Raw genomic sequence first — 26373 nt, 5'->3', positions numbered from 1 at the left:
CGCTGTCGCGGCGTGGCGCCCGGTCGTCTCCGCGGTTGAAAACGGGGCGGACGCGTATCCTAAATTTTCGTGCGTGACCTAAAAGTCATGCTCGCGCACAAGAAAGGCACTGGACCGGGAGTGGTCGACGAAATTGCCTTCGTCTTTCAAAAGGGCGGCGCTGAACGCCTGCCCTTCCGCTGAACTCATGGCCTCCACGAGATCTTCTTCTGAATCGAACCAGACCTCGGCAACGCCGTCGAACTCCGGCATCATGCCACGGGAATCCCGCATCATTGTATTCAAGGGCGAGTCCAGAGTGTGATCCTGCAAGTATCGTTTGGTGCGCATCTTCGACGCGTTTTCCATGAAAAACGGACCGTGCTGGTTCAGCCAGTAATCAAGAAACTGTTCCCGGCTCAAATCCGCACGCCGGGTCAGGCACATGATCAGCTTGATCATCTGAAATCCTCCAATGAGACATCAATTCAGGTGACAATACCGTTCACCAACCTGGCCGGCATGGCAATGGAAATCAGGCATACTGAGCCGCGGCAATAAAATGCCGCGGCACGGCGCAAAAGAAGCGCCAAGCGGGGCTATTTTGCTGCGGCGGATGTCAGGTTCTTGAGCGCACCGGTCATCTTGCCGATGCTCGGATGATCGGCAGGCAGACCGTGTGCGGCCGCGAGCGTCTTCGGATCGTGGTAGACAAGGACCGTGCCGTCATCAGTTTCGATCACCACCACCCGTATGGGCAGATCGAGACCGGCTTCCGGTGCATCGCGGATCACGGGTGTTCCGAGCTGCGGGTTGCCGAAGATGACAACCTGGTTCGCCGGAATTTCCATGCCGACGCTTTTGCCGCCCGCTGCGTGATCGATCCGGGCAAATACCTTCGCGCCTGCCTTTTCAACCGCAGCCACCAGATTGTCAGCGGTTTGTTCAACCGAATGAGCGCTCGGCACGTGGACGAGACCAGATGAGTCGTCTGCCTTGGCAGATGTCATCCAGGCGGTCACAGCCAGGGTGGCGACAAAAGTTTTGAAAGCGAAATCGAGCATGGGAACCTCCGGGCGGTTGGATCAATTACGGCAGGCAGTTTCATTCGTAGATTGCCGGTCTGGCCAATCACACTTTTATGAGCCGAATGCAGCCATTTTGCGAAACAAGGCAGATCGGCAAATTGACTGGGAGAATCCGGAAAATCCGGTCCGTCCGAAATCCGGATGTCCATGCCTTGCGTAAGCCATGAGATTTGCCGGGAGGGTCTCAAAATCGGATCAAGACTGACAAAAGCCGCGATCGTATCTCTCTCGACCTTGTTTTCGATGAGCGGGATTGGATCGTCAATGGCAAGCCCTGCGGAGGCCTGGGCCTGGAAACACAGGGTCCTTGTTGTTTTTGCGCCCGATGGGCGCGATGACTGCCTTGCAGAACAGCGCCAGCAGCTGAAGGGCACCAAACGAGACCTGACCGAACGCCACATGGCAGTTGTCGAAATTGTCGGCGGAAAGGCAAAAACCGTTTTGGGTGCGGAACTCGAGATATCCGGACCGGAATTGGCGGCGTTCCTGCGAAAGGACGATGACAGCTTCGAAGTGCTTTTGCTCGGCAAGGATACCGGCATAAAGCTGCGCTCACGTGAACCGGTCTCTGCCAACGAGGTTTTCGCCCTTATCGACACAATGCCGATGCGACGGCAGGAAATGAAAAAGCAAGGCGGCTGAAGCGCTTTTCTTGGAGCGCGCTCGACGAGCCAAGTGAGCCCGAATTTCATTGCGGACGGTTCAGCTCGGATCCGCCGGACGGAAAAGCAGATGACAAAGATTGGTTCAATCGACACCGAGCCCGAAGGGTTCAGCACCGTACCAGCGCCCGCTCTCTGGCTCGGCGGAACCGGCGCTATCCCCTTTGCATTTTGCGCTCTGGCAGCCGTATTCGCGCCTCAGGAATGGACCGATCTGGCGACGAGGGCGCTTGCTTTTTATGGCGCGGTTATTCTCTCTTTTCTCGGTGGCATTCAATGGGGACTGGCGATCAGTGCCGGTGTGCAAACAAACGCCTTTGCTCAACGTCTGTGTCTCAGCGTGGTTCCGTCCCTCATCGGTTGGGGAGCCTTGTTCCTGCCGCCATTTTACGGACTGCTTGTCATGGCGGCGGCGTTCGCGCTCGTTTTGTACCTTGATCTCCAAGCCACAACGCGTGACGAGGCGCCTGCCTGGTATCCAAAATTGCGCGTACCTTTGAGTGCAGCCGCGATGGCGTCGCTGGCGGTCGGGGCGGCCGTATCCATCTGACCACCACGTCTGGCATGACCCCTATGTTTCCGGTATGGCATGAGTCATACCTGAAAGAGAAACCGCGCGCATGAGACGTTTCCTTCTGACTGGTGTCGGCGTTTTGGCAGGGGGGCTGCTGGTTCTGGTCTCGGTCTTCATGGCCGCGGCCAGTTACTACTGGTTGGGTTGGCCGGACTGGATGCGGTCGGGACTTGCGGTCGGGATCGTTCCGGTGCTGGCCGCTTTATGGTTTTTCCCGGGACAAGGACTATGGCTCCGGCGTTTGGCTGCACTTGTCGCGATCGGGGTGTTCTTTTTCGCCTATTCCCAAAAGGAAGTTCTGCCACAGGCATTCGTGCCGCTTCACGAACGCATCCTCAATGCCAGGTTCTCCGGCAACACTGTCGAGATAGTCAATTACCGGGATGCGGTTCACCCGGTCGGAGCACCTGCGCAGCCCAGATGGACAACGCACTCGTTTGACCTGGACGCGTTGACGGGCGCCCAGCTCGTCTATCAACCCTTCGGCAATTCACTGGCGACCGTCCACGTGATGATGACCTTCGCCTTTGCGAATGGAGACCATCTTGCCGTTTCCTTCGAGGCTCGGCGCACAAGCTGGGAGAAGTTCGACGCCCTGGCAGGTTTCTTCCGTCATGATCAGCTTTACCCGGTCCTCGGGACCGAGCGGGACCTGCTCTGGAAGCGCCTCGCCCATATTCCGCCCAATGAGCTTTATTTCTTCGACATCCAGGGCTCGGATGCCGAGATCCGGGCCTATCTCAGGCGACTTCTTGAGTTCGTCGCGGACTTGCACGATACGCCACAGTTTTATTCAACGGTCGCCGAAAGCTGTTTCACAACGCTTGTCAATCTGAGCCCGAGGCTCCAGGAAACAGTGCCCTGGTATGACCTGCGCCGCTGGGTCCCGGGGGCGTCGGTGGGCTTGTTCCAGGACCTGGGCATCATCGAAAGCGGCATAAGCGAAGAGGCACTCATTGAGCGCCAGAAACTAGGTCCCGGCGTGCGCGCCCCTTGGGAGTTTGAAGACGCCAATGCCTGGAGCAGGCATCTTCGCTCCCGCATCGGACAAACGGATCCGCCGGCAACCGACTAGGCTCTTGCCAGACCCTTCTCTGAGCCGCTTCAGCGGACGGCTTTCACCTCGGGCTGGATGAAGTTGAAGATCGTGTGCGGGTCCCGGCCCGCGAACAGGAACTTGATGACAATCGCAGCAGCGGCTTCCAGCTGATAGGCATGTTCGTTGCCTCCGAGCCGCAAAGGTTCAGCGCCGACATCCTTGATCAATTGCACGATCGTATCGTTCGCCGCGTTGTCTGCAGTATAAAGCGTGACCATCTGGCGTCCGTCGTAGGTCATGTTCTCGTCCTCCCAAACGGCAACCTGCGCCATGTTGAAGGCTTTGCCGACATGCGCGCCCGGCAGGTGATCCGAAATGGCCTGTGTGAGCGACCGGCCATCGTCGCGCGTCGTCAGAAAGGTCTCGATGCTGACGGGATTGTTGATGTCGATGACGACCTTACCGGCGAACGCGTCCGGGCCGCCCGCGCTTTCAATCCCGCTGAAGACATCTTCCCATCGGGTGGCAAGTACGATCACGTCACCGAAGGTGGCAGCTGCCGATGCGGTGCCGGCGGTCGCGCCGATCTCAGCTGCAATGCTGGAAGCCTTGGTGACGTCCCGTCCCGACAGCATGACCTCATGTGTGGAACTCCATTTGCCGGCCAGCGCTTTCGCCATGCCGCCTGATCCAATAATGCCAATTTTCATGACCATCTCCTTCGTTGGTGATGGCTTGTATTTGGACGTTGGCTATCCATAATTGAAATTTCGATTTTGTATGTCAGGTATAATTTGAATGGATATAAAGCAAGGTGACATCGGGCTGCTGATGGCGCTGGACGCGTTGCTGGAGCATGAGAGCGTCTCGGCCGCCGCCGCTCAGCTCGGAATCAGCCAGCCGGCCATGTCGGCGCAGCTTAAAAGGTTGCGGCAACTCTTCAACGATCCGCTGCTGACACCGTCCGGACGCCGTCTGGTTGCCACAAGCCGTGCCCGGCGCCTGCAGACGGATCTGCGCCGGAACCTTCAGGATCTCGATGCGCTCGTGCGCGAGAACAATGCGTTTGATCCGGCAACCGCCCGCAACACCTTCAGGCTCGTTGGCACGGACTATGTGCACGCATTGCTTGGACCGAAACTTGAAGAGCGAATGAGACGCCTCGCGCCCAACGCCCGTCTGGCTTTCCTGGCTTTCGAGCCCAAAACCCTCTGGATGTTGCTTGAAAACGATACGGTGGATCTCGCGCTTGCTACCGGCATGAGCTTGCCCGATGCCATGTCGCGGACCGCCCTTGCCGAGCAATTTTGCGTCATCATGCGCCGTGATCATCCGTTGAGCGGTGAGGAGCTGACTCTGGAGGCCTTTTGCGCGGCAAGGCACGTTTTGGTCTCGCCGGAGGGCGGCGGGTTTGTCGGCGCGGCCGACAAGGCACTCGCCAGGCATGGATTGAAGCGGCAGGTTTCTGTTTCGCTGCCGAGCTTTCTCCTGGCTCCTGCGCTGGTGGCGCAATCGGACGCGTTTTGCCTCATTCCCCGAAGGCTTGCTGAACGCTACAAGGACATTGTCGTCTCTCACAGGCCACCGCTGAACGTCCCTGGGTTCGATGTCACCATGCTCTGGCATCCGCGCCGGCAGAACGACCCCGCCCATATGTGGTTCCGCGGTGAGGTCGGGGCGCTGACCAAATCGGTCTAGGGTACGGACCCTGGGTCAGGGGACGGAGCTTCCGGCCTTGGCCGCACCTGCGCGGAAGCTCCTCGGGGTCGCCCGATAGGTTGCCTTGAAGGTTCTGGAAAACCCGGCAAGGGAACCGAAGCCGGTCGCAATTGCAATGTCCGTCACCGGGATTTCCGTGTTGCGCAGGAGGTCAAGCGCATGGTCAAGCCGAAGGCGCAGATAGACCTGCGACGGCACTTGCCCGAGACCTTTGACACAACGGGTGCGCAAGCGTTTCGGACTGAGGCCGAGCCGATTTGCGATTTCGGCAAGCTCAAGCGGTTCAGCCAGATGGGCTGTCATCAGGTCGGTCATTTCCAATAGAACCGGATCTGCTGTCATCTGGCGCCGTTGCCGCTCCGCACCTCCGCGGATCGTTCCGTGGGCCATGTCTTCGGACGTCGCAGCGGCGAGTTCGGGTGAGACGGTTCGGGCGATCCACGCAAGAATTGCGTCGCCGGTCGCCGTTCCACCTGCTGCGGTCAGGCGCTTTTCGTCAAGGCAGTAGATGCCGCCGCTGACCGCAATCTCCGGCCAGGCTTCACGGAATCCTGCCTCCGCTTCGTGATGCAGCACAGCCTGGTGGCCGGCCAGGTATCCGAGCCTTGCCAGCACCATCGTGCCGGTGTCGAGCCCGCCGAGAACGGCTCCCGCCCGGTCTGCACGTGCCAGCAGCGCACCAAGGCCGGCAGGCCTGACCGCAAACGGTTCATAGCCTGCGCACAAAAGGACTAGATCGAAGGCTTCACCGCCGGACCAGCCGGTCTTGTCCGGCGCGACAAGCGCGCCATTGGAGGCAACAACTGGATCAGCTGTCGCTGTCCGGGTTTCCCAGGAAAACAGCTCCTTGCCGCAATGCTTGTTGGCAATCCGCATGGTTTCTGTTGCCAGCACGTAGGCCAGCATCTGAAAGCGCGGAAAGAGAACGAGGCAGACGCGGAGCATTGTGGAAGTTTGTGGATGATATTCGGAATTTCAAGACAAATATTCAGCGGCCATCCGGTTCAGCCTATCGGCAGGAAGCAAGGAGGAGCCTGCCCATGAACATCATGACCCCGACGCCGACGGCAAAACGTCCGGCCAATTGCACAGACAAGGAGTGGGATGCCAGGCAGGAACTGGCCGCCATTTACAACGCGCTGGTGAAGTATCGCCTGACTGATCTCACCAACCAGTGGCATGCGCTGCGGGTTCCGGGGGAGGATGCGCTGCTGACCCATCACTACGGCTGGATGCATGAAGAAGTGACGGCATCCAATCTGATCAAGGTTGGCTTCGACCGGAAAAACCACAATCCGGAAAACGGCGAGCCGAATCCCTCAGCCACCGAAATCGGCAAATTGTTCTTCGAGGCGGAGCCTGACAAGAACTGCATCATGCACATCCACACAAAGGCGATCATGGGCGTGTCTGCACAGGCAGATGGCGTCGGGCCCTACAGCCAGGCCTATCTGATGATCGGCGGCGGCGACGTCATCGGTTACACCGATTACGAATTCGAATGTACCGACGATTTTTTGTCAGGGCTCCTTGAGGCGGGACGCGGCAAGAAGGCGATCGTGGAAGCCTGGCACGGCGCCTTCGTATTTGGCCGTGACGCGGGAGAAACCTTTTTCCGCGCTTTCTATCTCGACCAGGCATGTGCAGTGCAGCTTCAGGTCCAGCAGGCCGCCGCCGGTGGCGCGGCAATCCGGACGATCCCCGAAGGCGAACAACGGCGGCATCTTACCGATATGGCAGCCAGTGACTGGTATGGCTACGAGGGTGAACAGGAATGGCGGGCCGTCCGGCGCCGGTTGGACGTCGAGATGTCGCATTACCGGACCTGAAAGTCGGGCCGGTGACGCCGGTTCGCCGCCGGGTATCCGGCCTCATTTTTGAGTTCATACCCTAGTTCGGCCACGCAGTGCTGTGGCTGTCCTCGCCATAGACGACAGTGGTCCAGGCCTGGCTGCTTTCCTGCGGGATCATCTCCCTGATCGTCTCAAACAGGCGCTTGGCATCATCTTCATTCAACTCGTAGATGCACAGCGTTTCTTCGCCTTCCCGGCCCCAAGGGATCATGTAAACCTCTGAAATGGCACCGTCTGTCGCGATCAGATGGAGCACGCGGGCGAAGGTCAGTCCATCAATGCCTGACGCGTAACTGCCGAAATCAACACGCAATTGACACGCCTCGTTCATCGCAAGACGGGCGGTGCTGCCGCGCTCCATCCGATGGATTTTCACGGTCGATGAAATGTTTGCAGCGCCCGGCAGTGTTTTTTCTGCAATGCTTGGCCGGACGCCGATGGCGGTCGCGGTGGCAAGGAAGGATGCAAACAGGATCGGCATAACAGGCCGCTTGGTAAGAAAAGTCATGTGTTTCTCAATAATCAGGTGCTTTGGACAAAGTCTTGGAGTGCTAAAACAATTCGCAATTGAACCTTGAAAATAAACCGTTTTTGGGGAGGCTCATGCCTACTCGATTTGGTGGTACGTAAATGAGCACAATTATCAAGTACTCGTAATAGATATTATTAAATACTACCCGCATTCAACTAAGAATTGATCAAGATAAATTCTTTCATTTTGATGAATCTGTGTAACTCATCACAGAATTTATGATCGTAAACAGGTACTATCTCACTCGTATTGTTTATATTGCAATTTCGTGAGGTGCTAAAATGATTATCAGTGCTGCCGATCAAACGAGATATCCGAAATTCACGCGGTATGTACGAAGAAGTCTCCCTTCAATCGCAAATATCGGTTCGATGCGCCGTGCCTTCCGCAGATACGCACAAATGAACAGCACGACGCTTCGCCGGGCGCTGGCCTGGGGAAATCAGCCGACGCTCAATATTCTGGCGATCGCTTCCCCGGCGGGATCGTTCATCAATGGCGAGTTCACCCCGAACATCGGGTCGAACGAAATTCGCCTCAACGAGATTCTTGTCACGGCCTTTGAAAATGGAACCCCGGCCCATATGGCATTCACCCGAAACGCGGCTGGCCAACGCATGCCGCGGGTTGGTGTCACCATCTTGCACGAGCTGGTGCACTGGGGCGATGATCAGGACGGTATCGATTATCCGGGCGAAGAGGGAGAGCTCTTCGAACAGGCCGTCTACGGACGGAACACGGAAGGATGAGATCCGTTGCAAGCCTGGTCGCCGGAGGCATGGTTGCGTGCCTCTCGTTTCTTGCGATCTTTGTAGCAGCAACACCTTTCGCAAAAGGAGACACTGACGTGGCGAAAGAACCCATTGCGCTTCAGGCCGTGATCGGCGACAGCCGAGTGCAGGCCTTCATGCATCCCGAGATTGCCGACCGGTTTCCGCTTCAGGTCAGCTTGCCAACGGGCGTCGACGCGCAGGCATTCACCGGGCTCGATATTGGCGTTCCATCCGTTTTCCTGAACCATGATGCGACGCCGGATCCCGCTCGGGCCAACCTGATTGTCTCGGTCCTCGATCTTGGCGAAACCGAGGGCACGGTTGAGTTCACACTGCCCATCGAAGGCCTTGCTGGGACCGCACAGGTCAGCCGTGACAACGGAAGCTGGGTTGTTCGGTCCATGAAACTTGTCGAACGGTAGAATATCGCCGGCTGTTGGAAAATGACCCCGGTCCGATCGTCGGGCCGGGGCATTCTGTGCCGGCAGTCACCGTGTTCCCGTGCAAGACCACGCTCTTGTCCTGACAAGCTCCCATGCATGTGCCACGATCAGAATTCGGCCCCGCACGCGCGGGCCGGTCCGAAGATACCAAATAGCCAGGGAGGAATTTATGGACCACGTTTATCCGGTAACGGAAGTTTACGGCTCATCGCCGGAGTCCATCGATCAGGCGGTCCGCAACGCCATCAGCGCTGCCAACAGGAGCATCCGCAATCTCGAATGGTTCGAAGTCACAGAAATCCGCGGTCATGTGAACGATGACGGCTCGGTGGGTCATTTCCAGGTTGGCGTCAAGCTCGGTTTCCGGCTTGATCGGAAAGACAGCGACTGAGAAAGACAGTTTCAGGATTTGAAGATGGTTCCGGAGCGAATGCCCGCCGGCCAGGCAGGTTTTCGCCCGGACTTTTCGTGCAAGCCATTGAAATTGAAAAATTTTTCGACTTGAAGCAAAGATCTAATTTTTATTATGCCCGTCGAAATAATTTACTTTATTTTTTGATTTTAGGTGATGAATATTTGTAATATCGATTTTTATTTCTTAGTCGATAATAATATTTAGATGAATTACCAAAGTTTAATTTTGAATAATAATAACAATTGCCATTTCTTTTGTGTGGAGGCGAGGAAAACCACAAAAGGGAGTGGAGTTAACCTATGGGAGAGAGACTTTATACTCCGTCCGATGGAAAGGTAAGTGGCCTGACCATCGACACTGCAGCCACGGCGAAGGAGAACGCTGTGGCGGTCGTGACGATCCAAAGTGAAAAGAAAGATCCGCACGGCTTCTGCACCACCAGCTCTGAAAAAACGCACAGACATATGTTCCGGAGACGGCCTTGAGCGACGTGTTCAGGGAATGGCATACGCGCGAAACACCGGAGAAGGGAAGGAGACGAACTGATGGAAGACAGAAGCGGATTGTCCGGCGATGAAGAAGAAGCCCTGCCGACAGTCGCCGACAAGATCAACGCGCGCGAGAACGCGTCGATCACTTTCAGGATCCTCACGGGACTGGAATACCCGGACAGGACAGCAGAAGCCAGACGCTTCAGACGGCAAAGGAGCCCCGGCTCGGGCCTTGCCGACAACGACAACGATGCGCCGCACCTCTTGCCGGCTGATATTACCCCGCTGAAGCGAGACTGATGCAGAGCGCGCCCGTTGGCGACTCAGCACCAGCGCAAACAACTGACCAACAAAAGAACGGCTATCAGGACCCAACCCTCTGATGCATAACGGCCTTGCAGCCGCGTGACTGGAAAATGCCGCTCCGCGTTACGACATAACGCGTCGAAAGGAGAGGGCCATGACACCCCAGTTCGACATCCGTACCGAAAACATGCCCACGAACATGCGTGTTCTCTTGAACGACTATCCGCGTGACAGCTGGGAAGCGCATCCGGGCTTTAAGGAAAAGACCAGGCACTGGCTGGGCGCGCACCAGATGTTCCGCCGGCTGGGCGAGCTTGTGCGCAAGGAGAGCGAACTCTATCTGGACAAGTCCCGGGACCCGGACGACTTTGCCGGCCGGCTGTCTTATTACGGCAATGCGCTGGTTGCGAACCTTCACGGCCATCACACCTGGGAAGACAAAAGCTATTTCCCCGAGCTGTCGGCCGCCGATCCGCGCTTTGATGCCGGCCTGGAGATCCTTGAGAAGGACCATCACGAGCTCGACCGGGTGCTGGACAGTTTTTCTGAAACCGGTAACCGGGCGATCAAGCTGATCCAACTTGACGAGCATCAGGCCCGCGATGAAGCGGGCCGGCTTCATGGTCTTGCAGAAACCATTGAGGCGTTTTTGGACCGGCACCTTGCCGACGAGGAAGACCTGGCTGTCCCGATCATCCTGCATCACAGGCTGAGAGGGTAGCTCCGGCCCGGTTCATGGGCCACAAGGGAATGGTTTTAGCCATCATCCGCCGCATTGTCTGATGCGTTTATGGAACGGGGCGTCTGGTACTGCCGGCGCTCCGTTTCCATTGCAGCCTGCCATTCAGCGCGCAGCAGATCACGCCGTTTCGGAATGGTTTCGGCCAGGATCTCAGCGTCCGTTATCCTTTCCGTTCTGAAATACCGGAACGCCTGACGAAGCTCACACCAGGCTGCGATGATGCGGCCCTCGTCCCGGTATCCCAGTACGAGGGGCCAGATAACGCGCTCCGTCTCCACGTTCTTTTCGTCCATGTAGCGCAGCCTGATTTTCTTCTGCTGCCGAATGGCCTTGCGGACTTCGGAGGAACTTAAGCGTTCTTCCGGCGGATGAACCGGCGCGACGCCGGTCGCCGGGGCTGAAAAGAAGCAATCGAGATCGCCGGGTGCAACGGCCTGGATCTTTGCGATCAGTTTTTCCGCCGCGCTCCTTAAGCCTGGATCGCCGCGCGTCTGGACCCATTGTGCACCCAGGATAGCAGCCTCGATTTCGTCTGCGGTCAGCATAAGCGGCGGCATGTGGAACCCTGCTTCCAGAACATATCCGACACCGGCTTCGCCGCGTATTGGAACGCGTTGCGCCATGAGCGTTGCAATGTCCCGGTAGATGGTTCGTTTGCAGACTTCCAACTCGGAAGCCATCGCATCGGCAGACATCGGGTTTTTTGCCCGACGCAGGATTTCGATCACTTCGAACAGCCGGTCTCCGCGCCTCATGAATGACCCCTGATTTGTATGCTGACACCATGCTGACAATACGGTGTCAGCATGGTGACGCTAAAACGTCCTGAACGCCAGTTTTGAGGACGAGAGTCATGAAGATTTCAGGAAGCTGCTGCTGCGGGGCTGTTCAATTCACCATTGAAGGGCCGCCGTCCATGATGGGAACATGTCATTGCACCCGATGCCGCAAGCTCGGAGCGAGCCCGTTTGTTTTCGTTGCACGAGAGCAATTCGAGCTCCTGAGCGGCCGTGAACACATCCAATCCGTCGAACCTGAAGAACCTTACAAGTACGTCCGTTCGTTTTGCCGCAAATGCGGAACGGCCCTTGGCGAGCCGCTGTCGGACGAAAAGACCTTTCCGATAAATGCACATTGTCTTGACGATGACCCGGGCGTGAGGAACGCGTTTCACGAATTCGTTTCCGAAAAACCAGGATGGTACGAGATCACGGACAAAGCCCCGCAATTTGAGTGTCATCCCAAGACGAGCTGAACCTCGTGCTGTGCAAAAAAATCCCGGAGCTGGCTGCACGCGGCGGAGTGCGGCCTTGCTCCGGGCAGGAGGCAGTCGGTTAGCGCTTAGCGGCGTGTCTCATCCTGGCCTGAAGCAGCGCTGTCCGGTCGAGATTGCTGTCAATCAGCCCGGTCGTGATCTTCAATTGAGAGATCAGTGCGACAAAAGACGTGCCGTTCTCCGGAATGGTTCTAAGTTCCGGTGTTGGCTCGCCCGCCTTCGCGCGGCGGATATGGCAGTATTCGTCGTCGTGGAACTTTATTCCAAGCACCTCGGTCTCAAGGCGTACGATCTCGAAGATCGACACGACGCACCTGCCTTCCCTGTGCAGGCTGTTCAACGTCTCCTCGCATCTGGGAAGTTCCAGGAGCAGTTCGTTCATGGCGCGGAAGTCGCTGATGGATTTTGCCTTCTCGATGCTGACCTGGCGAAGCGTGATCGTATGGCCGTCAAACGAAACACTGTCCTTCTTGAATTTCGCAAGGTTGCTGACGAATTCGTCACTTGCGGCCAGGAAAAGTCCCTTGGTCCATTCGGCAATCAGCGGAATGTTGCTGCCGAATGTGTTGGTCAGCTGAATGTCCTTTGTTTCAGTGTCGAAGATATTCTCAATCGTGTCGGGTGGCACTGAGCACACGGGACCTCTCAGCGCACCACTGTCCTTGACCACGTAAAACCGGCCAAGCTGTGGGCTGAGGTTGGTTGGTTCCCGGTACTGGTACTTTTCGCGCAGATCCTGAATGTTGGCTTGCGAGAACACGATGAAGATGAAGATGAACGCACCGGCAACGGCGAGCATTGCCGCGTATTTGGCCACTCGTGATGCCATCTCAGCCTCCCTGTCTGCAACAGCTCGACTTGCCACAGGGCGAAAACCCGTCCGGACATTCGGCGGCGGCAACCGGCGCAGCCGGAGCGGCAGTGAACAGACAAAGCAGCAACAATACGATTCTGAATTTTCCAGTCATAATGAGCCTCAGTAAATTAATTTAAATAAACGCAATGACGTTACGTCATAAGATGTAATTTGGCAATAGATTCAAGTAATGCAAGAGGGTATAAGTCACAATATTTGTTATTGTTATTAATTTTGGTGGTGAATTTTACTTTGAGTTGCAGGATGGTTGTATTTTGTTCGGGCGTGTCTCTTGGGTGTGTTGCAGCCTCTAATGGGCTTTGGGGGAAATTGTTCAACTTCGTAGAGTACGCGCAGTCGAAATTTCCGTCGGCGTTGTTAATGCGCTACGGTTTTCCAGACAAAGGGGGCGGAATGCTGATCAGGAGACAAAAGGAAGCCGGGGAGACGGCCCGATTGAAACCCAGGCAACTGGTCCTGGCGATCGCAGCAGTGTTTGCCGTTGTCGTCGCAATGCTCGCGGCACCGGACGCAGCACGTGCACAGGACGGGTCTGACAGCAGCGCTGTTGCAAATGGCGCACCAACGCCTGAGCGGCCCGAGATCGGCGCGGAAGGGACCGGAGATTATGCGCTCTATACCAGCCGCTTTTCTATCGTGGATCCACCCAGGGACGTTGCCGGTCTCTGGACGCTCTACCGCGTGACCCAGCTTTTTTGCCGCGCTGTTTTCCGGGGTGAGAAAAGCGTTGTTGAAGCCGCGCCGAAAGGCTTCAAAATCGAACGCTCAGACGTCCACGCACTTGGCTTTAAACGGTACAATTGGAACGACGACTGGTTCGCCATTACCATTACCGGCGACAGCGAACGTGACGCTGCCGGTGGGCACCCTTACTGGGAAGTCAGATACGATCGCGACGGCAATTTGAGCGAATGTGCGGTCACAATCGGGTCTTTGACGGAAGATACCGACACCACGATAAGCGACGAGGAACAGGAGAGACTGCTCCTGTTCATGTATGTCACCCTGCCGCAACTCCTCTTTGCCGTCATCCTGGAACCACATCACGCGGGAACCTATCCGTTTAGCCCGTCCGACGCGATCAAAATGGCCGTCCCCTGCCGGGGATCCTGGTGCGAGATAACGACCCTTTACGATTTCCGTTCGAATAGCTTTTACGTGTCTTCAACGATCAGCTTCAAACCGTCCATGAAGGTGGAGTGAACAGTGCTATCCGGTCTGCAGTTCATTTTTTCGTTTCTTGCTCTTGTGGCGACGCTGGCAGCACCTCGTGCGGGGTTTGCGCAAGATGGCTTTGTCTTCGGCGCCGATAATGAAGGCGTGCCGGTTAAAGTGCCCGGATTTGGGAAAGCGGGCCCACCGGTCGGTGCAAGACCGGAACTTGGGGCGGAAGGGACTGCCGACTACGCGCCCATTCTGGGCGTCTACTCCATCGTGAACCCGGCGGAAGACACGGGAGGTCTCTGGGCCGTGTTTGGCGTCACGCGGCAGTTGTGCGGCGCTCTGCACCGGGGCGAGAAGAGCCTCGTTGACGCTGCACCCAAGGGCTTCAAGATTGAACGGGCTGATATCCACGCGCTCGGTTTCGAAGGCAAGGGCTGGAACAAAGACCGGTTTGCCGTCACCGTCACCGGCGACAGCGAGTTGGATGTGGCCGCTGGCCACCCTTACTGGGAGATCACCTACGAAGACAATGGTCGTCTGGCCACATGCAGCTTCACGCTCGGCTCCTTCAGCCGCCGCGAGGGGGGCGCAGCCGGCAAGGAAGAACGGGAAAGAGCAATTCCGTTCATGTATGTCTTCGTACCGCAAATGTTCGGTTCGATCCTGGTCGAGCCCCACAATGCCGGCGCCCATCCCTTAAGTCCAGGAGATGTCCTCTCCATGGTGAGCCCATGCGGCCCGGATTGGTGCCGGATCACGACATCATTCGATTTCCGGGAGGGCTTCTGGTACGCGACCGCCCGGATCAGGTTCAACCTCCCGGCAGCGGTGGAATGACGGGTCTCAATAGAGCAGCGTCAGAACCAGCATTGAGACGACCAGGAACAACAGCGACATGATCCCGCCCGCCTTGACGAAGTCCATGACCTTGTAGCCCCCGGGGCCCATGATCAGTGCATTGACCTGGTGTGTCGGGATGATGAAGGAATTGGACGTTGAGATCGCCACCGTCAGGGCGAACACAGCCGGATTGCCGCCGGAGGCGACGGCGATCGAAACCGCAAGCGGCACGAGCAGAACGGTCGCCCCGACATTCGACATGACCAGCGAAAAAGATGTCGCCAGGATGGCGACACCGACCTGCAGCGCCCAGATCGGCCAGCCATGCAGCGCGATGAGGATTTGCTGCGCAATCCATTCGGCCGTGCCGGTGTTCTGCACGGCCTGACCGAGCGGTATGAGACAGGCAAGCAGGAAAACGGTGTTCCAGCCGACCGCTCGATAGGCCTCGTCGATGCTCAAGACACGCGAGATCAGCATTCCGACCGCACCGGTCAGCAGGCACAAGGACAGCCGAACATCGGTGAACAGGATCATCGTCAACGAGATGAGGAAGAACGCCAGCGCCCAACCGACTTTCTCCGGCCTGAGTTCTTCCTGCGGAAAATCGGAGGTTACCACGACAAAGTCTCGGTCCCGCTTGAGCCTGGCCAGATTGTCCCAGCGCGTATGAACGACCAGCATGTCTCCCGACTGGAAGGGCACCAGGCCGATCTGCGTCGGTTCGTGCTCATCGGTCCGGACATGGCTCAGCGTTTCTTCGCCCCGGTGGATCGCAAGCAGACTGACCCCATAGGTCATGCGCAGCAAAAGGTCCCTGGGGCTTTTACCGATGAGTTTTGAGTCTGGCGGAATGACGATTTCGGCAATGCCGGCATTTGTCGGCGCAAAGGCTTCGGAAAAAATATCCAGATCCGGCCGGACCCTAAGCCCGAACTCTTTCGCAAATTCATGCACGACCGACGACTTTCCGATGATCGCCAGCCGGCAGGGCGCAGCGATCTCCGCGGTTAGGATCTGAATCATCGTCGCCTTTCCGCGATAGAAAGTGGAGATGATGTAGAGGTTGTACTCATTGTTGATGTCGGCAATCACCTTGCCGACAAGCGGGCTGTTGGCAGGCACGTCGACTTCGAAGACGTCTGCCTTCAGACCGTAGACCCTCTTGAGGTAATCGGACGTGCCATGGCCTGTCGTTGCCGCAATTTTGGTGGCTACCCCGGGGAGCACCCAGCGGCCGAGCAGCAGAAAATACAAAATGCCCGTCACAATCAGCGCGGCGCCGATCGGTGAGACCGAAAACAGGCTGAAAGGCTCCATCTTCTGGCCTTCCGGTAGCCCGCTGTTGGCGGTCTGTATCAGGTCATTCAACAGAATAAGCGGAGAGGAGCCGACCATCGTCATGGTTCCCCCCAAAATGGCGCAAAAGCCCATCGGCATCAAAAGCCGCGACAACGGAATGCCGGAACGCGCGGAGATGCGGCTGACCACCGGCAGGAACAGTGCGGCGGCGCCCACATTCTGCATGAAAGAGGATATGACGCCGACGATCCCGGAAACGATCGGAATGATGCTTGTTTCCGATCGTCCGCCCCGGCGCAGGATTTCGGCGGCGACCTTGTTCATGATCCCGGTCCGGTCCAGACCGGCACCCACGATCATGACCGCGATGATCGATATCACCGCGTTCGATGCGAAACCGTTGAAGAGCTGATTGACGTCGGCAAGCTGATGCAGACCCGGCATGTAGCTCAGGATCCCGACCAGGACCAGAACCAGAATGGCCGCGAGATCGATGCGCATGACTTCCGAAACGAAGAGATAGACAGTGAATGCCAACAACGCCAGGACGACTGCCATCTCAGTCGTGAATTCTATCGTCTCCAAAACCGCCTCCCATTGATGCGGTGCTGCCGGAATTCTTCTGATCCGTCGAAAATAAAGCCACCGTCATCTAAGCTCGTAATGATACTAGCAAATTTATCCCTGCACGGTTCAGCGGATTTTGTCGGACCCGCTTTCTTTCGAACGGGTAGACGTGATGACGCGATGGCAGCTTAAGCAGACGGGGAAACAGACGGAGACCAACCATGGAAAACGACACCCGCGCGAAGGTCGAAATCGTCGGGAAAATGCCGTTTGTGAGAGACGTCGCCTATTTTATCTGGGGCGATGACTGCATCTTTGACGCTGACGGGGATGCAAACGGACCGGATGATGACAACTGGCGGCGGCTCATGATCGCCTTGCGGGTGAAGAACGATACCAATGAGTATTGGTCCACGGACAACAATCAGCGCCTTGAAATCGACCCCCGATCCGGAGATCGCCCGGAACTTGACGTGTCCGCGTCGACACCGGAGCTGCTTGAAAAGACCATCACCTTCCTGGAAGCAAGAGGCGCGGTGAAGCGGCTTTGATCAAATCGGTCATGTGGCTCAAACGTTCGGGGTCGGCTCACCTGCACAAGGTGCAGCGCACATGAAAACTAGCGAGAAGCCGAAGGGTCGAGCCTTTCTTTCAGGAACGTTCTGACCTCCGCGTGAATGCCTTCCATGTGTTCCAGAACAGTCTTCAGCTCGTTATTCGAGAGCTTGGAGTTTTCCGCCGATCGAAAGTGACCGGCAAGCCGCGCACGCATGTTTTCCAAAGCGTCCAGATCCGCCTGGAGCTTGTCCGGGTGAATTCTGCGATAGAGGCGATGCATCTGGTCCTGAGCGTGATCGATATGATCGCTGATTGCGTGTTTGGCGGCATTGATCGCGTCTTGAAGATCCAGTCTCTCGGAGCCATCGATGTCATCTGCCATGAGCAAGGCTCCCTAGTTCTGCACACCTTGCGACCGGCTGACCGGCAGTTCCAGAAACTTAAGCAGATCCGCAAAGGCCATGGGACGGGCGAAATAGTAGCCCTGCAAACGGTCGCATCCGAGCTTTGCAAGAACTTCCGCCTGCTCGCGCGTTTCGACACCTTCTGCCGTGACACCCATTTCGAGCGCCTGGCCGATTTCGATGATCGATCTCAGCAGGCGAAGGCCGCCGCTACCTTCCTCCACGAGAGACACCAGGCGCCGGTCGATTTTCAACCGGTCCGGATTGATCTGTTGCAAGGCAATTACGGAGGCGCGCCCGCTGCCGAAGTCATCGACCTCGATGCCGATCCCAAGCGCGCGTAGCTGGTTGAGCCGGAAATGAAAGTCGTCGTCCTGTTCTTCCAGAAAGATTGTTTCCAGAAGCTCGAAACTGACTTTGCCGGAATAAGATTGAACATGCTCGCGGATGGCCGCGATTTCACTGTCACTTATGCGGTTTTCACTGACGTTGAACGACAGCGAAAGCGGTTCGCGCAACGTCCCGAACGCCCTCTCGCACTCTGTGATCGCGCGTTCAAAAATCATGCGGTCAATGTCGGCTGCGACATTCAGATCCGTTGCGACCGAAAGGAAGGCCGCCGGTGCAAGCACACCCTTGTCCGGATGACGCCAGCGCGCAAGAGCTTCGATACCGACAACCCGGCCCGTGACAGCGTCGACTTGCGGCTGGAAAAAGGGTTCGAACTCGGCATGGTCAATCGCGCGAAGAAGGTCGTCGGCCACTTCCTTGGTCTGTTGCACCTCCTCAAGATCCGAACGGTCGAAAACACCAAGCTGACCGCGGCCGTGCCGTTTCGCCTTGTAAAGTGCGACGTCGGAATTCGTCAGCAACTGGTCGACATCCGCGAGCGGAGTTCGCGCCATCCCGATCGATGCTCCGACGCGGCAGACCTTCCCTTCAAACCGCATCGGCCGTGACAAAACCTCCAGGAGCAGCCTTGCCAGTTTCTCGGGTCGGTCGCTCTTGGCATCGATGTGGAGCAAAACGACGAATTCGTCGCCGCCGATACGGGCAACGATGTCCTCGTCATCGGCGCAATCGCAAATGCGCAGCGAGACATCCAGGAGAACCTTGTCGCCCGCCGCATGCCCCATCGTGTCGTTGATCTGCTTGAACCGGTCCAGATCGATATGCAGAACCGCTATCTCGCCGCCGTTGTTCTGGCGTTTCCGAACAAGTTCGTCAAACTTTTGTGACAGGTATCGGCGGTTTCCGAGGCCCGTCAGGTCATCGTGAAACGCCTTGTAGGTAATCTCCTGGTTCGCCGTCTCCAGTTTCTTTGAGTACTCCTCGACCGCGCGGCGCTGACGAACGAGTTCGGTCGTATCAATGCGCAGCATCACCAGATCGCCGTTTTCGACCCGGGAGCGGAGCAACCTGTGATGCACATCTCCGGGCAGCTCCAGGTCCTGCACCGGTTTGCTCACGTCGACGGTCTGGTGCTCGTCGGACATCCACTCTTCTTCGCGCCCGATCGCGTTGGCAATCTTTCCGGCGCGGATAGCGATGCGAGCCACGTGCGTGCGATGCATTCCGGCTTGAAGGTCGTCCGGGTTTTCGGTCATTGAATCCCGGTAGGCGTCGTTGCACACGACAAGGCAGTCGTCCGAATCATAGATCACGAACGGCGCCGGATAGGCGTTGAGCGCCGCAATCAATCTCGCTTCCGTCGCTTCGGCAGCCCGTTTCTGGCGCACGAGTTCCGTCGAATTCAGGCGGATGACGACGTAGTCGCCATTGGAGGAACGGGAGCGCAACAAGCGGTGATGGATATCGCCGTCCAGCTCAACATCCTGCCAGAGCCGCTCAAGCGTGTTCGGGTCTATGATGCTGTTGACCCATTCCTCCTCCCGGCCAGTGGCATCCGGATAGCGCCCGTGGCGGATGGCGGTTCGGAGCACATCCTTCAAATGCATGCCCTCAACAAGGTCGCCGGGATCATCGGTCATCGACGCCGCATACCCGTGGTTCCAGCGGACAAGCTTCAGATCCTTGTCATAGATGACGATGGGGTCCGGGTAGGCATTGAGCGCATCGACCAGGCGGCTATGCATGGCGTCATACGTCTCTTGCCGGTCAATGATCTCGGTCGCGTCGAAGCGCAAAACCAGCAGGTCTCCGTTTGAAGCACGGCTGCGAACAACGCGGTGGTGAACGCCACCATCAAGCTCCAGATCGATGACCGGTTCGGTGTTTTCAGCGTCGGCAAGATGCTGTTTAAGCCACGCTTCTTCCCGCCCGCGCGCGTCCGGAAATCGGTCATGTTTCAGGCCGGTTCTCAAGACCGTCTCCAGAGAAAGTCCGGACGTTATCGCCGCAGGATCGTCGGACATGGAAGCGGCAAACGCCTCGTTCCAAAAGTGGAGGCGATAGTCTTTGTCATAGATTGCGATTGGGCAGGCATAGGCTTCAAGCGCGGACCGAAGGCGTTCAAGTTCCTCTGCTGCGCTTGCATTCGCAGCAACCTGTCCGGTAGCTCCGGCACTGTCGCTGTTTTGTGTGTCGGCTGCGGAGGTGCCAGCTGCGTGATCGTTTGTCATGCGGCGGTACGTTGCGCAGACAAAGTGCCCGCCGTCTTCCGTGTTCTGTGCGAAAACAACCGAAACGCTCATGGGCAGTTTCGTACCGTCGGCACAAACGCATTGAACATCGTCCTGGAAAGCCTGGGGACGGCCCGCAAGGTTTTGGGGGGTGTCTTCGCCGTGAAGACTGTCCATTGCCCTGCCAAGAACATCTTCCGGTGCGTAACCGAAGAGATCCAAAAAGGACTTGTTCACATGGATCAGTATTGCGGAGGATGCACCGACGGGAAGATGCCCGATTGCGATGGCATCTGCCGTAAGGTCCATAAAGTCGTTCTTGAGCGCTTCGAAATTCATGTAGCCCCACACCCCGCATGTTTAGTGTAGTGCAAGCGCGTTAGATAAACATAAACAAATGAAAGGAGGCAGGATAAAAAAGGATCTGACTTTCAATGGGATTGGTAATTCTTGCGATGTTTAGGCCGTTAGTCACCAGTTTAAAGATAAACATGATAAGCAATCAGTAATCACCTGCAATCACAGCACGATTTATTGAGTATTTCAACCAAGTGCACGCATGCTGCGCAGAGGTTCTGACTGGACAGCGACGCGCTGAACGTATTTCAGGTGACCGATCGCCGTCAGAAAGTTTTGGTGGGTGGGTTTCGGCTCCAGGAAGTCCATCAATCGGTACAAATTGATCGGCTGCCTTTCAATGAGGTTCTTTACGCGCTCGACGGCTTCTTCCAGCGGATAGGTATCGATGAACCGGCAAGCCGTTTGCGTCGGGGTGAGGATGTAGAAGTCCTGCGGGCGTTTCTGCGTATACCTCGTGATGTCGAATGGAGACGCACCAAGAGCATGGAACTTCGGCATCAGGCCGCAGATGCCGGATTTCTGGTGGGTCAGTACCGTGCCGGAAGTCTGCTTGAAGCCGAGTTTTTCAAGCCGCTGAACCACATGGCGGCGCATGGCAGGCGATAGCATGTCAGCGTCCGCGCGATCGTATTTGAGATCGTCGAACACCGAAAGGATTTGCAAATCCTTGTCGGCAATATGGAGATATGGGCCGAGCTTAAGCGTGTCGGCCTGCTCGAAAATGTTCAATCTGCCAATCCCGTCTGCCGCGCCCCGTCCCAACCAATCTCATCATTGCCAGCGATGGCGGCTTTGTAAGAGGGGCACTTAGAGCGATGACGGTATTCAGTCCAATGGCCGGTCCTTCTCCGATCCGGATTGCAACACAATTTTACGTTCCACAAGACGAGGGCACGGCGGTGAAAGCGCAGCCGGAATCGACGTCAGTAGTCTTCGCCGGCATACCGGTTGGGCTGGTCCTTTGCTCCAGGATCATCGATGAAATCCGCCCAGTCGCTGCCGGGACGCCATATGCCATCCATGAGGGTCAAAGCTTCAGATTCGCCAAGACCGCGTCCGGTTCTGGCGTATCGGTAGAAAAAGGCGCTCACTCTTGCATTGTAGATGCAGTGCACATGGATGGGGGTTTGGTCGAGGCGTTCGACGGCATCGCAGAATGTCGAAAAGTCCTCGTCTGTCGGGTTGTCGAATTCCACCGGGATATAGACGTATTCCATCCCGAGGGCTGTCACCGTGGCAGCTTCATCCTCGAGCGCGCCCTTGTTGTGATGAGGCCCGAGATTGATGATATGGGTCACCCCGAGCGTGCTGATTTCGGCGAGTTGTTCTTCGCTTGGCTGTCCGGACGTCGTGATCCTGTCGGTGATACGGCGCCAATTCAGAATATGTGGCAGATCGCGCATGCCAGTCTCCTTTCGACCGACCGATAGACTAGCGGGAAGGGTCATGGCATGAAGGACAAGATGACCTCGATTTCTGCCAACTTTCTTGATGCCGATTGTGACGCAAGGCGAGTCCTTTTCGTTGTCTATCCGAACATTGTCCTTCTTGATCTGGTCGGTCCCTTGCAGGTGTTCAGCCACGCGCCCGATCTGGAAAGGGGCAAAGTCGGGTATTCCTGCGCGGTGACATCCGTCGCCGGCGATTTGGTGGAAACGAATACGGTTGTCGCAATTCCCAGCGAACCGATAGACCGCTTCCTGAACCTGGACATCCACACGCTTGTGATTGTTGGCGGCGACGGTGCGCTTAGCGCCATGTTCGATGAGGCCTTACTTAAAAATATCCGTCACCTTGCTTCCAGGGCCCAACGTGTCGGCTCGGTTTGCTCAGGCGCTCTTGTTCTGGCGGCAGCTGGACTACTGGATGGAAGACGGGCGGTCACTCACTGGGAGGATTGCGACATGCTCCAAAACGAGTTTCCGGCGGTCTGCGTCGAGATGGACCCGATTTTCATCAAGGATGGAGATGTCTGGACATCTGCAGGCATTACAGCGGGGATCGATATGGCGCTGGCAATCGTGACGGAAGACCTTGGTCGCCAATCCGCCCTGGAGGTTGCCAGATCGATGGTAACCCACATGGCGCGCTCAGGCGGGCAGTCGCAGTTCAGTCCTGTTCTCGGGCGCCAGCTGCGCGATGCTACCGGCCGGTTCGAGCAGTTACATCAGTGGGTTGCAGAAAATCTGAAGGCGGATCTGCGGGTCGAGGCGCTGGCCGACCGAGCGAACATGAGCCCTCGCAATTTTGCCCGGCAGTATTCCGCGCAAATGGGCCTGACGCCGGCCAAGGCTGTTGAAGCCATTCGACTGGAAGTGGCCAGAGACCTGTTGGAGACGTCTGGGCGCAGCATAAAGCAGGTCGCTGTTCAGTGTGGTTTCAACGATGAAGAGCGCATGCGGCGGGCCTTTGTCAGAGTGCTTGGTGTCGCGCCTTCCGACTACAGACGAAGTTTTCGGACCGAATAGAGAGCATCGGCGTCGAAGTCTGATCGTGAGAAGGCTGCTGTGCCGCATTCTGCGCATTTAAGTGGCGCTGCCGATGAGACTTGAAAATCACCTCTTCGGCGACTTGCCGCGTTCGGACGTTGTAGAAGTAGACCGCTCTGGCGACTTGGATTAGCGTTTCTGAATGACGAAGGACTATGCGCTCATCGGCGAGACGGCACGGATGGCCGTAGAGAAGGGGCTTGCCAATCCCACCTGGTATCGGCCCAAGGTTGATCCCGGGGAGATCCGGCGATTGCGAGAAAAGTCGGACGCGATTGCACTGCGCGACACGGTGCTCTGGCTCGGTCTGATGGCCGTGTCCTGTGGCATGGCAATCTGGCTGTGGCCGTCCTGGTGGTCGGCGCCGTTCTGGTTCGTCTATGGCGTGCTCTACGGTTCGGCGTCTGATTCCCGCTGGCATGAGTGCGGCCACAGGACTGCCTTCAAGACGCCCTGGATGAACACCGTCGTCTATCAGATCGCCAGCTTCATGCTGATCCGCAATCCGGTCGTCTGGCGCGCCAGCCACGTCCGGCATCACACCGACACCATTATCGTGGGACGGGATCCGGAAATCGTTGCAATGCGCCCGCCGGATCTCCTGAAAGTCGTGCTCAATCTGTTCGGCATCATCGACACGCTGCAACTGCTGCGGCGCATGTTTGTGCATGTGGCAGGGCGCCTGCATCCGGACGAGCAGACCTATGTTGCAGAAGACGAGGCGCCGAAGGTGTTTCTTGTCGCCCGTATCTGGCTGGGGATTTATCTTGCAACGATCGCCTTGAGCCTCTGGATGGGTTCCATCCTTCCCTTGATGGTCGTCGGCCTTCCACGCCTTTACGGCGCTTGGCATCACGTCATGACCGGTCTGCTGCAGCATCTCGGACTTGCGGAGAACGTCACCGACCATCGACTGAACACGCGCACGGTTCTGATGAACCCCTTAAGCCGGTTCATCTACCTCAACATGAACTACCATCTGGAACATCACATGTTCACGATGGTGCCTTATTACCATCTTCCCAAACTGCATGAGCTGATCAGGCACGACGTCCCGGCACCGGATCCGTCCATTTTCGCTGCGTTCCGGCGGCTGGTTCCCGTGCTTGTCCGGCAGCTCAAATATGCTGATGCCGTCATCGTGCCCGAGTTGCCCGAAGGTGCGACCCCTTATCGGCAAGAAGTCGAGCGGCTCAGGCCTCACGCCGTTTGAAATGCGCGGGCGATCCTGTGAGTGTATGGCGGCGCAAAAGGAGAGTGTGAATGCCGGGTGCTGAGTACATACTGCCATTCCTCGTGACGGTACTGATCCTGTCGGTCACTCCCGGGCCGGGGATGCTTTATATCGCGGCACAGACAGTCGGACGAGGTCGCAAAGCGGGCTGGTTTTCAGCGCTTGGAACGCATCTAGCAAGCTATGTTCATATTACGGCGACGGCATTCGGATTGAGCTTTTTGCTTCAAGCAGTCCCGGTCGCCTATCTCGCGCTGAAAGTCGCCGGTGCGCTGTATCTGTTCTGGCTTGGTTTCAAGTTCCTGATGCTTGAGGAGGCGCCCGCACAGGCTCAAGCGCCGGGCAGCTCACCGTCTCATCGCACTGCCTTGAAGGAAAGTTTCCTGGTCGAGGTTACCAACCCCAAGTCGGCGGTCTTTTTCATTGCCTTCCTGCCCCAATTCACGGACCCGGGTTCTGCTGCGCCATTCTGGCTGCAGATCGTCATGCTTGGTGTGATCGCCAACCTGATTTTCTCGCTCGCTGAAGTCGGCTGTGTGTTCTTTGCGGATCAGGTCGCAACCCTTTTCAGAAAATCTCGCGCTGCCGGCCGCTGGATGAGAAAGGCTGCCGGTTCCGTCCTGATTGCACTCGGCGTCAATCTGCTCGTGTCGGAGCGTTAGTGTACAGACCCATTGAATCTGGTCTTGGAGCAAAGCGGGCGGGGCCTCGTCAGGCCCCAAAAGTATAAATCAAATTTCTAATTCAAATTCCTGAACGGAACAGCTCCGGATATGAGGTGTTCCGGGCGCCTTCCCTACGATCGCGTCACGCGAAATAGTCGTCGAGCATCGGCACCTCGGAACCATCGTGTCGTTCGATGTATTCATGGGCGATTGTCAGTTCTTCCATGGCAATATCGCTGTCGTCGGAGAAATCTTCGTCGGAAAATGCGAGGTCAAACAATTCTTGCTCTACGTCGTCGGCAGTTGGATCCTTGAAGTCAAAAGGATCGTAATTGCTTTGATCTGACGCACGGTCATAAGTCCATTCGATTTTAGAATAGTTGAGTGAAATATCTGTCATGTCGAACTCCATCAGTATTGAATGATTAGACATTAAGAACTTTTTGAATTTCTTTCTGTGATCCAGGTTACAGGGGTGCTGATTTCAACTCATGCCGTCTGTGACGCGCGATCTGCCGGTACTGACCCCAGCATCACCAAACGAGCTACGCTCACGCACAAGTGCCTTGCAGGTCACCGTCTATCAGCAAAAAATCGCATCGTTTTTCTGCCGAGGTGATGAATGCGCGTACTCCTTCTGATGCTCCTGTTTTTCGCACGACCGTTTTCAGCGGAAGCCTGCAGCGCTGATACGAAATGCGACGTGCCCGGCGGGTACTATCTTGCAGCCGCGCCGGAGAATTGGGACGGGACAACGCCGCTGCCGGTGGTTGTCTTTTTTCATGGCTGGAACAGTTCGCCCGAAGGGACGTTTCGAAACCAAGCCATGGTGCGCGGCGTAACCGAACGAGGCGCTCTGTTCGTGGCGCCTTTCGCGGAAAGAGGGTACTGGCGGCAGATCGGATCCGGCAGGGCCGAACGCGGGCGGGACGAAGCCGACTACATTCGCGCTGTCATGAAAGACGTACGCCGCCGATGGCCGGTCGACGATCGGCGAACGCTTGCCTCGGGTTTTTCGCGCGGGGCATCGATGGTCTGGAATGTTGCCTGCTACACGGGTGAGCTGTTCCGGGCCTACGCGCCAATTGCCGGTGGTTTCTGGCGCTCAAATCCCGAAGAGTGTCCATCCGGCCCGGTCAACCTGCGGCATATCCATGGGCTTGCAGATGGCGTTGTCGCCTTTGATGAGGTCGGCATTTACAACTCCATGCCCATTCCGGAGGGGTTCGATATTCTCGCACGCACGAATGGAACGACCGACAAAAGCAGGGAAGTTGCGAGCAACGACCAGCGCCTTTCCTGCAGTCGGTGGGACGAGAGCGAAAGCGGGCGCGTTCTGGAACTTTGCCTGCACGAGCGCGGGCATTCCATTCCCGCCGAATGGGTCAGTCAGGGTCTGGATTGGCTCGAGACCTTGCCCGACGGATCTTGAAGGACGT

Annotated in this window: 31 protein-coding genes; 18 read left to right on the top strand and 13 right to left on the bottom strand. The window is 57.0% G+C overall.

Annotation, left to right across the window (positions count from 1 at the left end):
* Positions 1 to 78: 78 nt before the first annotated feature.
* The gene (locus tag RBB47_RS05375; protein WP_305984725.1) at positions 79 to 441 is read right to left on the bottom strand and encodes an EthD domain-containing protein; all 363 of its coding nucleotides are present in this window, start codon (positions 439 to 441) and stop codon (positions 79 to 81) included.
* 137 nt (positions 442 to 578) lie between these two features.
* The gene (locus RBB47_RS05370) at positions 579 to 1043 is read right to left on the bottom strand and encodes a DUF302 domain-containing protein (protein WP_305984724.1); all 465 of its coding nucleotides are present in this window, start codon (positions 1041 to 1043) and stop codon (positions 579 to 581) included.
* A gap of 288 nt (positions 1044 to 1331) precedes the next feature.
* On the opposite strand from RBB47_RS05370, the gene RBB47_RS05365 reads away from it, so the two are divergent.
* From RBB47_RS05365 to RBB47_RS05355, 3 genes are all read left to right on the top strand, one after another.
* On the top strand, positions 1332 to 1709 hold the full coding sequence (locus RBB47_RS05365) for a DUF4174 domain-containing protein (protein ID WP_305984723.1): 378 nt from the start codon (positions 1332 to 1334) through the stop codon (positions 1707 to 1709).
* Between the two features lie 90 nt (positions 1710 to 1799).
* The gene (locus RBB47_RS05360; protein ID WP_305984722.1) at positions 1800 to 2279 is read left to right on the top strand and encodes a DUF3429 domain-containing protein; all 480 of its coding nucleotides are present in this window, start codon (positions 1800 to 1802) and stop codon (positions 2277 to 2279) included.
* 70 nt (positions 2280 to 2349) lie between these two features.
* The gene (locus RBB47_RS05355) at positions 2350 to 3378 is read left to right on the top strand and encodes a DUF4105 domain-containing protein (protein ID WP_305984721.1); all 1029 of its coding nucleotides are present in this window, start codon (positions 2350 to 2352) and stop codon (positions 3376 to 3378) included.
* A 29-nt stretch (positions 3379 to 3407) separates the two neighbouring features.
* On the opposite strand, the gene RBB47_RS05350 is transcribed toward RBB47_RS05355, so the two are convergent.
* Positions 3408 to 4052 carry an NADPH-dependent F420 reductase gene (locus RBB47_RS05350; RefSeq protein WP_305984720.1) on the bottom strand — a complete coding sequence of 215 codons (645 nt, stop codon included), beginning with the start codon at positions 4050 to 4052 and terminating at the stop codon, positions 3408 to 3410.
* A gap of 88 nt (positions 4053 to 4140) precedes the next feature.
* Here RBB47_RS05350 and RBB47_RS05345 point away from each other — a divergent pair, with 88 nt between their 5' ends.
* Positions 4141 to 5040, top strand: coding sequence for a LysR family transcriptional regulator (locus RBB47_RS05345; protein WP_305984719.1), 900 nt, complete (start codon positions 4141 to 4143; stop codon positions 5038 to 5040).
* Between the two features lie 15 nt (positions 5041 to 5055).
* On the opposite strand, the gene RBB47_RS05340 is transcribed toward RBB47_RS05345, so the two are convergent.
* Positions 5056 to 6006 (bottom strand): GlxA family transcriptional regulator, encoded by a 951-nt coding sequence (locus RBB47_RS05340; protein ID WP_305984718.1) that lies wholly within the window; start codon positions 6004 to 6006, stop codon positions 5056 to 5058.
* A gap of 95 nt (positions 6007 to 6101) precedes the next feature.
* On the opposite strand from RBB47_RS05340, the gene RBB47_RS05335 reads away from it, so the two are divergent.
* On the top strand, positions 6102 to 6890 hold the full coding sequence (locus RBB47_RS05335; protein WP_305984717.1) for a class II aldolase/adducin family protein: 789 nt from the start codon (positions 6102 to 6104) through the stop codon (positions 6888 to 6890).
* A gap of 61 nt (positions 6891 to 6951) precedes the next feature.
* Here the strand turns inward: RBB47_RS05335 and RBB47_RS05330 are convergent, their stop codons facing one another.
* A complete protein-coding gene (locus RBB47_RS05330) occupies positions 6952 to 7422 on the bottom strand; it encodes a hypothetical protein (RefSeq protein ID WP_305984716.1) in 471 nt (156 codons plus the stop codon).
* Between the two features lie 305 nt (positions 7423 to 7727).
* Between RBB47_RS05330 and RBB47_RS05325 the strand changes: the two genes are divergently transcribed.
* The 5 genes from RBB47_RS05325 (at position 7728) to RBB47_RS05305 (ending at position 10595) form a co-directional block, all read left to right on the top strand.
* Complete coding sequence (locus tag RBB47_RS05325) at positions 7728 to 8195, top strand: hypothetical protein (protein ID WP_305984715.1); 468 nt, start codon at positions 7728 to 7730, stop codon at positions 8193 to 8195.
* A gap of 98 nt (positions 8196 to 8293) precedes the next feature.
* A complete protein-coding gene (locus RBB47_RS05320; protein ID WP_305984714.1) occupies positions 8294 to 8641 on the top strand; it encodes a hypothetical protein in 348 nt (115 codons plus the stop codon).
* A 190-nt stretch (positions 8642 to 8831) separates the two neighbouring features.
* Positions 8832 to 9053, top strand: a complete 222-nt coding sequence (locus RBB47_RS05315) for a dodecin (protein ID WP_305984712.1) — start codon at positions 8832 to 8834, stop codon at positions 9051 to 9053.
* Between the two features lie 569 nt (positions 9054 to 9622).
* Positions 9623 to 9868 carry a hypothetical protein gene (locus RBB47_RS05310; protein ID WP_305984711.1) on the top strand — a complete coding sequence of 82 codons (246 nt, stop codon included), beginning with the start codon at positions 9623 to 9625 and terminating at the stop codon, positions 9866 to 9868.
* 160 nt (positions 9869 to 10028) lie between these two features.
* Positions 10029 to 10595 carry a hemerythrin domain-containing protein gene (locus RBB47_RS05305; RefSeq protein ID WP_305984710.1) on the top strand — a complete coding sequence of 189 codons (567 nt, stop codon included), beginning with the start codon at positions 10029 to 10031 and terminating at the stop codon, positions 10593 to 10595.
* 35 nt (positions 10596 to 10630) lie between these two features.
* On the opposite strand, the gene RBB47_RS05300 is transcribed toward RBB47_RS05305, so the two are convergent.
* Positions 10631 to 11371 carry a YafY family protein gene (locus RBB47_RS05300; protein ID WP_305984709.1) on the bottom strand — a complete coding sequence of 247 codons (741 nt, stop codon included), beginning with the start codon at positions 11369 to 11371 and terminating at the stop codon, positions 10631 to 10633.
* Positions 11372 to 11469: 98 nt separating this feature from the next.
* Here RBB47_RS05300 and RBB47_RS05295 point away from each other — a divergent pair, with 98 nt between their 5' ends.
* Positions 11470 to 11871 (top strand): GFA family protein, encoded by a 402-nt coding sequence (locus RBB47_RS05295; RefSeq protein WP_305984708.1) that lies wholly within the window; start codon positions 11470 to 11472, stop codon positions 11869 to 11871.
* 79 nt (positions 11872 to 11950) lie between these two features.
* Here the strand turns inward: RBB47_RS05295 and RBB47_RS05290 are convergent, their stop codons facing one another.
* Positions 11951 to 12721, bottom strand: coding sequence for a hypothetical protein (locus RBB47_RS05290; protein ID WP_305984707.1), 771 nt, complete (start codon positions 12719 to 12721; stop codon positions 11951 to 11953).
* Between the two features lie 441 nt (positions 12722 to 13162).
* Between RBB47_RS05290 and RBB47_RS05285 the strand changes: the two genes are divergently transcribed.
* Positions 13163 to 13972: a hypothetical protein gene (locus tag RBB47_RS05285; protein ID WP_305984705.1), complete on the top strand. Its 810-nt coding sequence runs from the start codon at positions 13163 to 13165 to the stop codon at positions 13970 to 13972.
* A gap of 3 nt (positions 13973 to 13975) precedes the next feature.
* Complete coding sequence (locus tag RBB47_RS05280) at positions 13976 to 14770, top strand: hypothetical protein (RefSeq protein WP_305984704.1); 795 nt, start codon at positions 13976 to 13978, stop codon at positions 14768 to 14770.
* A gap of 6 nt (positions 14771 to 14776) precedes the next feature.
* On the opposite strand, the gene RBB47_RS05275 is transcribed toward RBB47_RS05280, so the two are convergent.
* A complete protein-coding gene (locus RBB47_RS05275; protein WP_305984703.1) occupies positions 14777 to 16660 on the bottom strand; it encodes an SLC13 family permease in 1884 nt (627 codons plus the stop codon).
* Between the two features lie 203 nt (positions 16661 to 16863).
* Between RBB47_RS05275 and RBB47_RS05270 the strand changes: the two genes are divergently transcribed.
* Entirely contained in the window at positions 16864 to 17193 is a 330-nt protein-coding gene (locus tag RBB47_RS05270) for a hypothetical protein (protein WP_305984702.1), read from the top strand.
* Between the two features lie 68 nt (positions 17194 to 17261).
* Here RBB47_RS05270 and RBB47_RS05265 read toward each other — a convergent pair whose 3' ends face one another.
* From RBB47_RS05265 to RBB47_RS05250, 4 genes are all read right to left on the bottom strand, one after another.
* Positions 17262 to 17582, bottom strand: a complete 321-nt coding sequence (locus RBB47_RS05265; RefSeq protein WP_305984701.1) for a hypothetical protein — start codon at positions 17580 to 17582, stop codon at positions 17262 to 17264.
* Between the two features lie 12 nt (positions 17583 to 17594).
* Entirely contained in the window at positions 17595 to 20525 is a 2931-nt protein-coding gene (locus tag RBB47_RS05260; RefSeq protein ID WP_305984700.1) for an EAL domain-containing protein, read from the bottom strand.
* 204 nt (positions 20526 to 20729) lie between these two features.
* Positions 20730 to 21275, bottom strand: a complete 546-nt coding sequence (locus RBB47_RS05255) for a hypothetical protein (protein WP_305984699.1) — start codon at positions 21273 to 21275, stop codon at positions 20730 to 20732.
* A 194-nt stretch (positions 21276 to 21469) separates the two neighbouring features.
* Positions 21470 to 21949 (bottom strand): protein tyrosine phosphatase family protein, encoded by a 480-nt coding sequence (locus RBB47_RS05250; protein WP_305984698.1) that lies wholly within the window; start codon positions 21947 to 21949, stop codon positions 21470 to 21472.
* A 48-nt stretch (positions 21950 to 21997) separates the two neighbouring features.
* Here RBB47_RS05250 and RBB47_RS05245 point away from each other — a divergent pair, with 48 nt between their 5' ends.
* The 3 genes from RBB47_RS05245 to RBB47_RS05235 all read left to right on the top strand — a co-directional run bounded on the left by RBB47_RS05245 (position 21998) and on the right by RBB47_RS05235 (position 24931).
* Complete coding sequence (locus RBB47_RS05245) at positions 21998 to 23014, top strand: GlxA family transcriptional regulator (protein WP_305984697.1); 1017 nt, start codon at positions 21998 to 22000, stop codon at positions 23012 to 23014.
* A gap of 163 nt (positions 23015 to 23177) precedes the next feature.
* Positions 23178 to 24248, top strand: coding sequence for a fatty acid desaturase family protein (locus RBB47_RS05240; RefSeq protein WP_305984696.1), 1071 nt, complete (start codon positions 23178 to 23180; stop codon positions 24246 to 24248).
* Between the two features lie 50 nt (positions 24249 to 24298).
* Entirely contained in the window at positions 24299 to 24931 is a 633-nt protein-coding gene (locus RBB47_RS05235) for a LysE family translocator (protein WP_305984695.1), read from the top strand.
* Between the two features lie 145 nt (positions 24932 to 25076).
* On the opposite strand, the gene RBB47_RS05230 is transcribed toward RBB47_RS05235, so the two are convergent.
* Positions 25077 to 25334, bottom strand: a complete 258-nt coding sequence (locus tag RBB47_RS05230; protein ID WP_305984694.1) for a hypothetical protein — start codon at positions 25332 to 25334, stop codon at positions 25077 to 25079.
* Positions 25335 to 25556: 222 nt separating this feature from the next.
* On the opposite strand from RBB47_RS05230, the gene RBB47_RS05225 reads away from it, so the two are divergent.
* Positions 25557 to 26366 (top strand): PHB depolymerase family esterase, encoded by an 810-nt coding sequence (locus RBB47_RS05225; RefSeq protein WP_305984693.1) that lies wholly within the window; start codon positions 25557 to 25559, stop codon positions 26364 to 26366.
* Positions 26367 to 26373: the final 7 nt, after the last annotated feature.

Origin of the sequence: Roseibium sp. MMSF_3544 (assembly GCF_030732845.1) — a bacterium.
Taxonomy (GTDB): Bacteria; Pseudomonadota; Alphaproteobacteria; order Rhizobiales; family Stappiaceae; genus Roseibium.
Note: the sequence above shows the minus strand (reverse complement) of the source record. Positions and strands in the feature narration are given on the sequence as shown.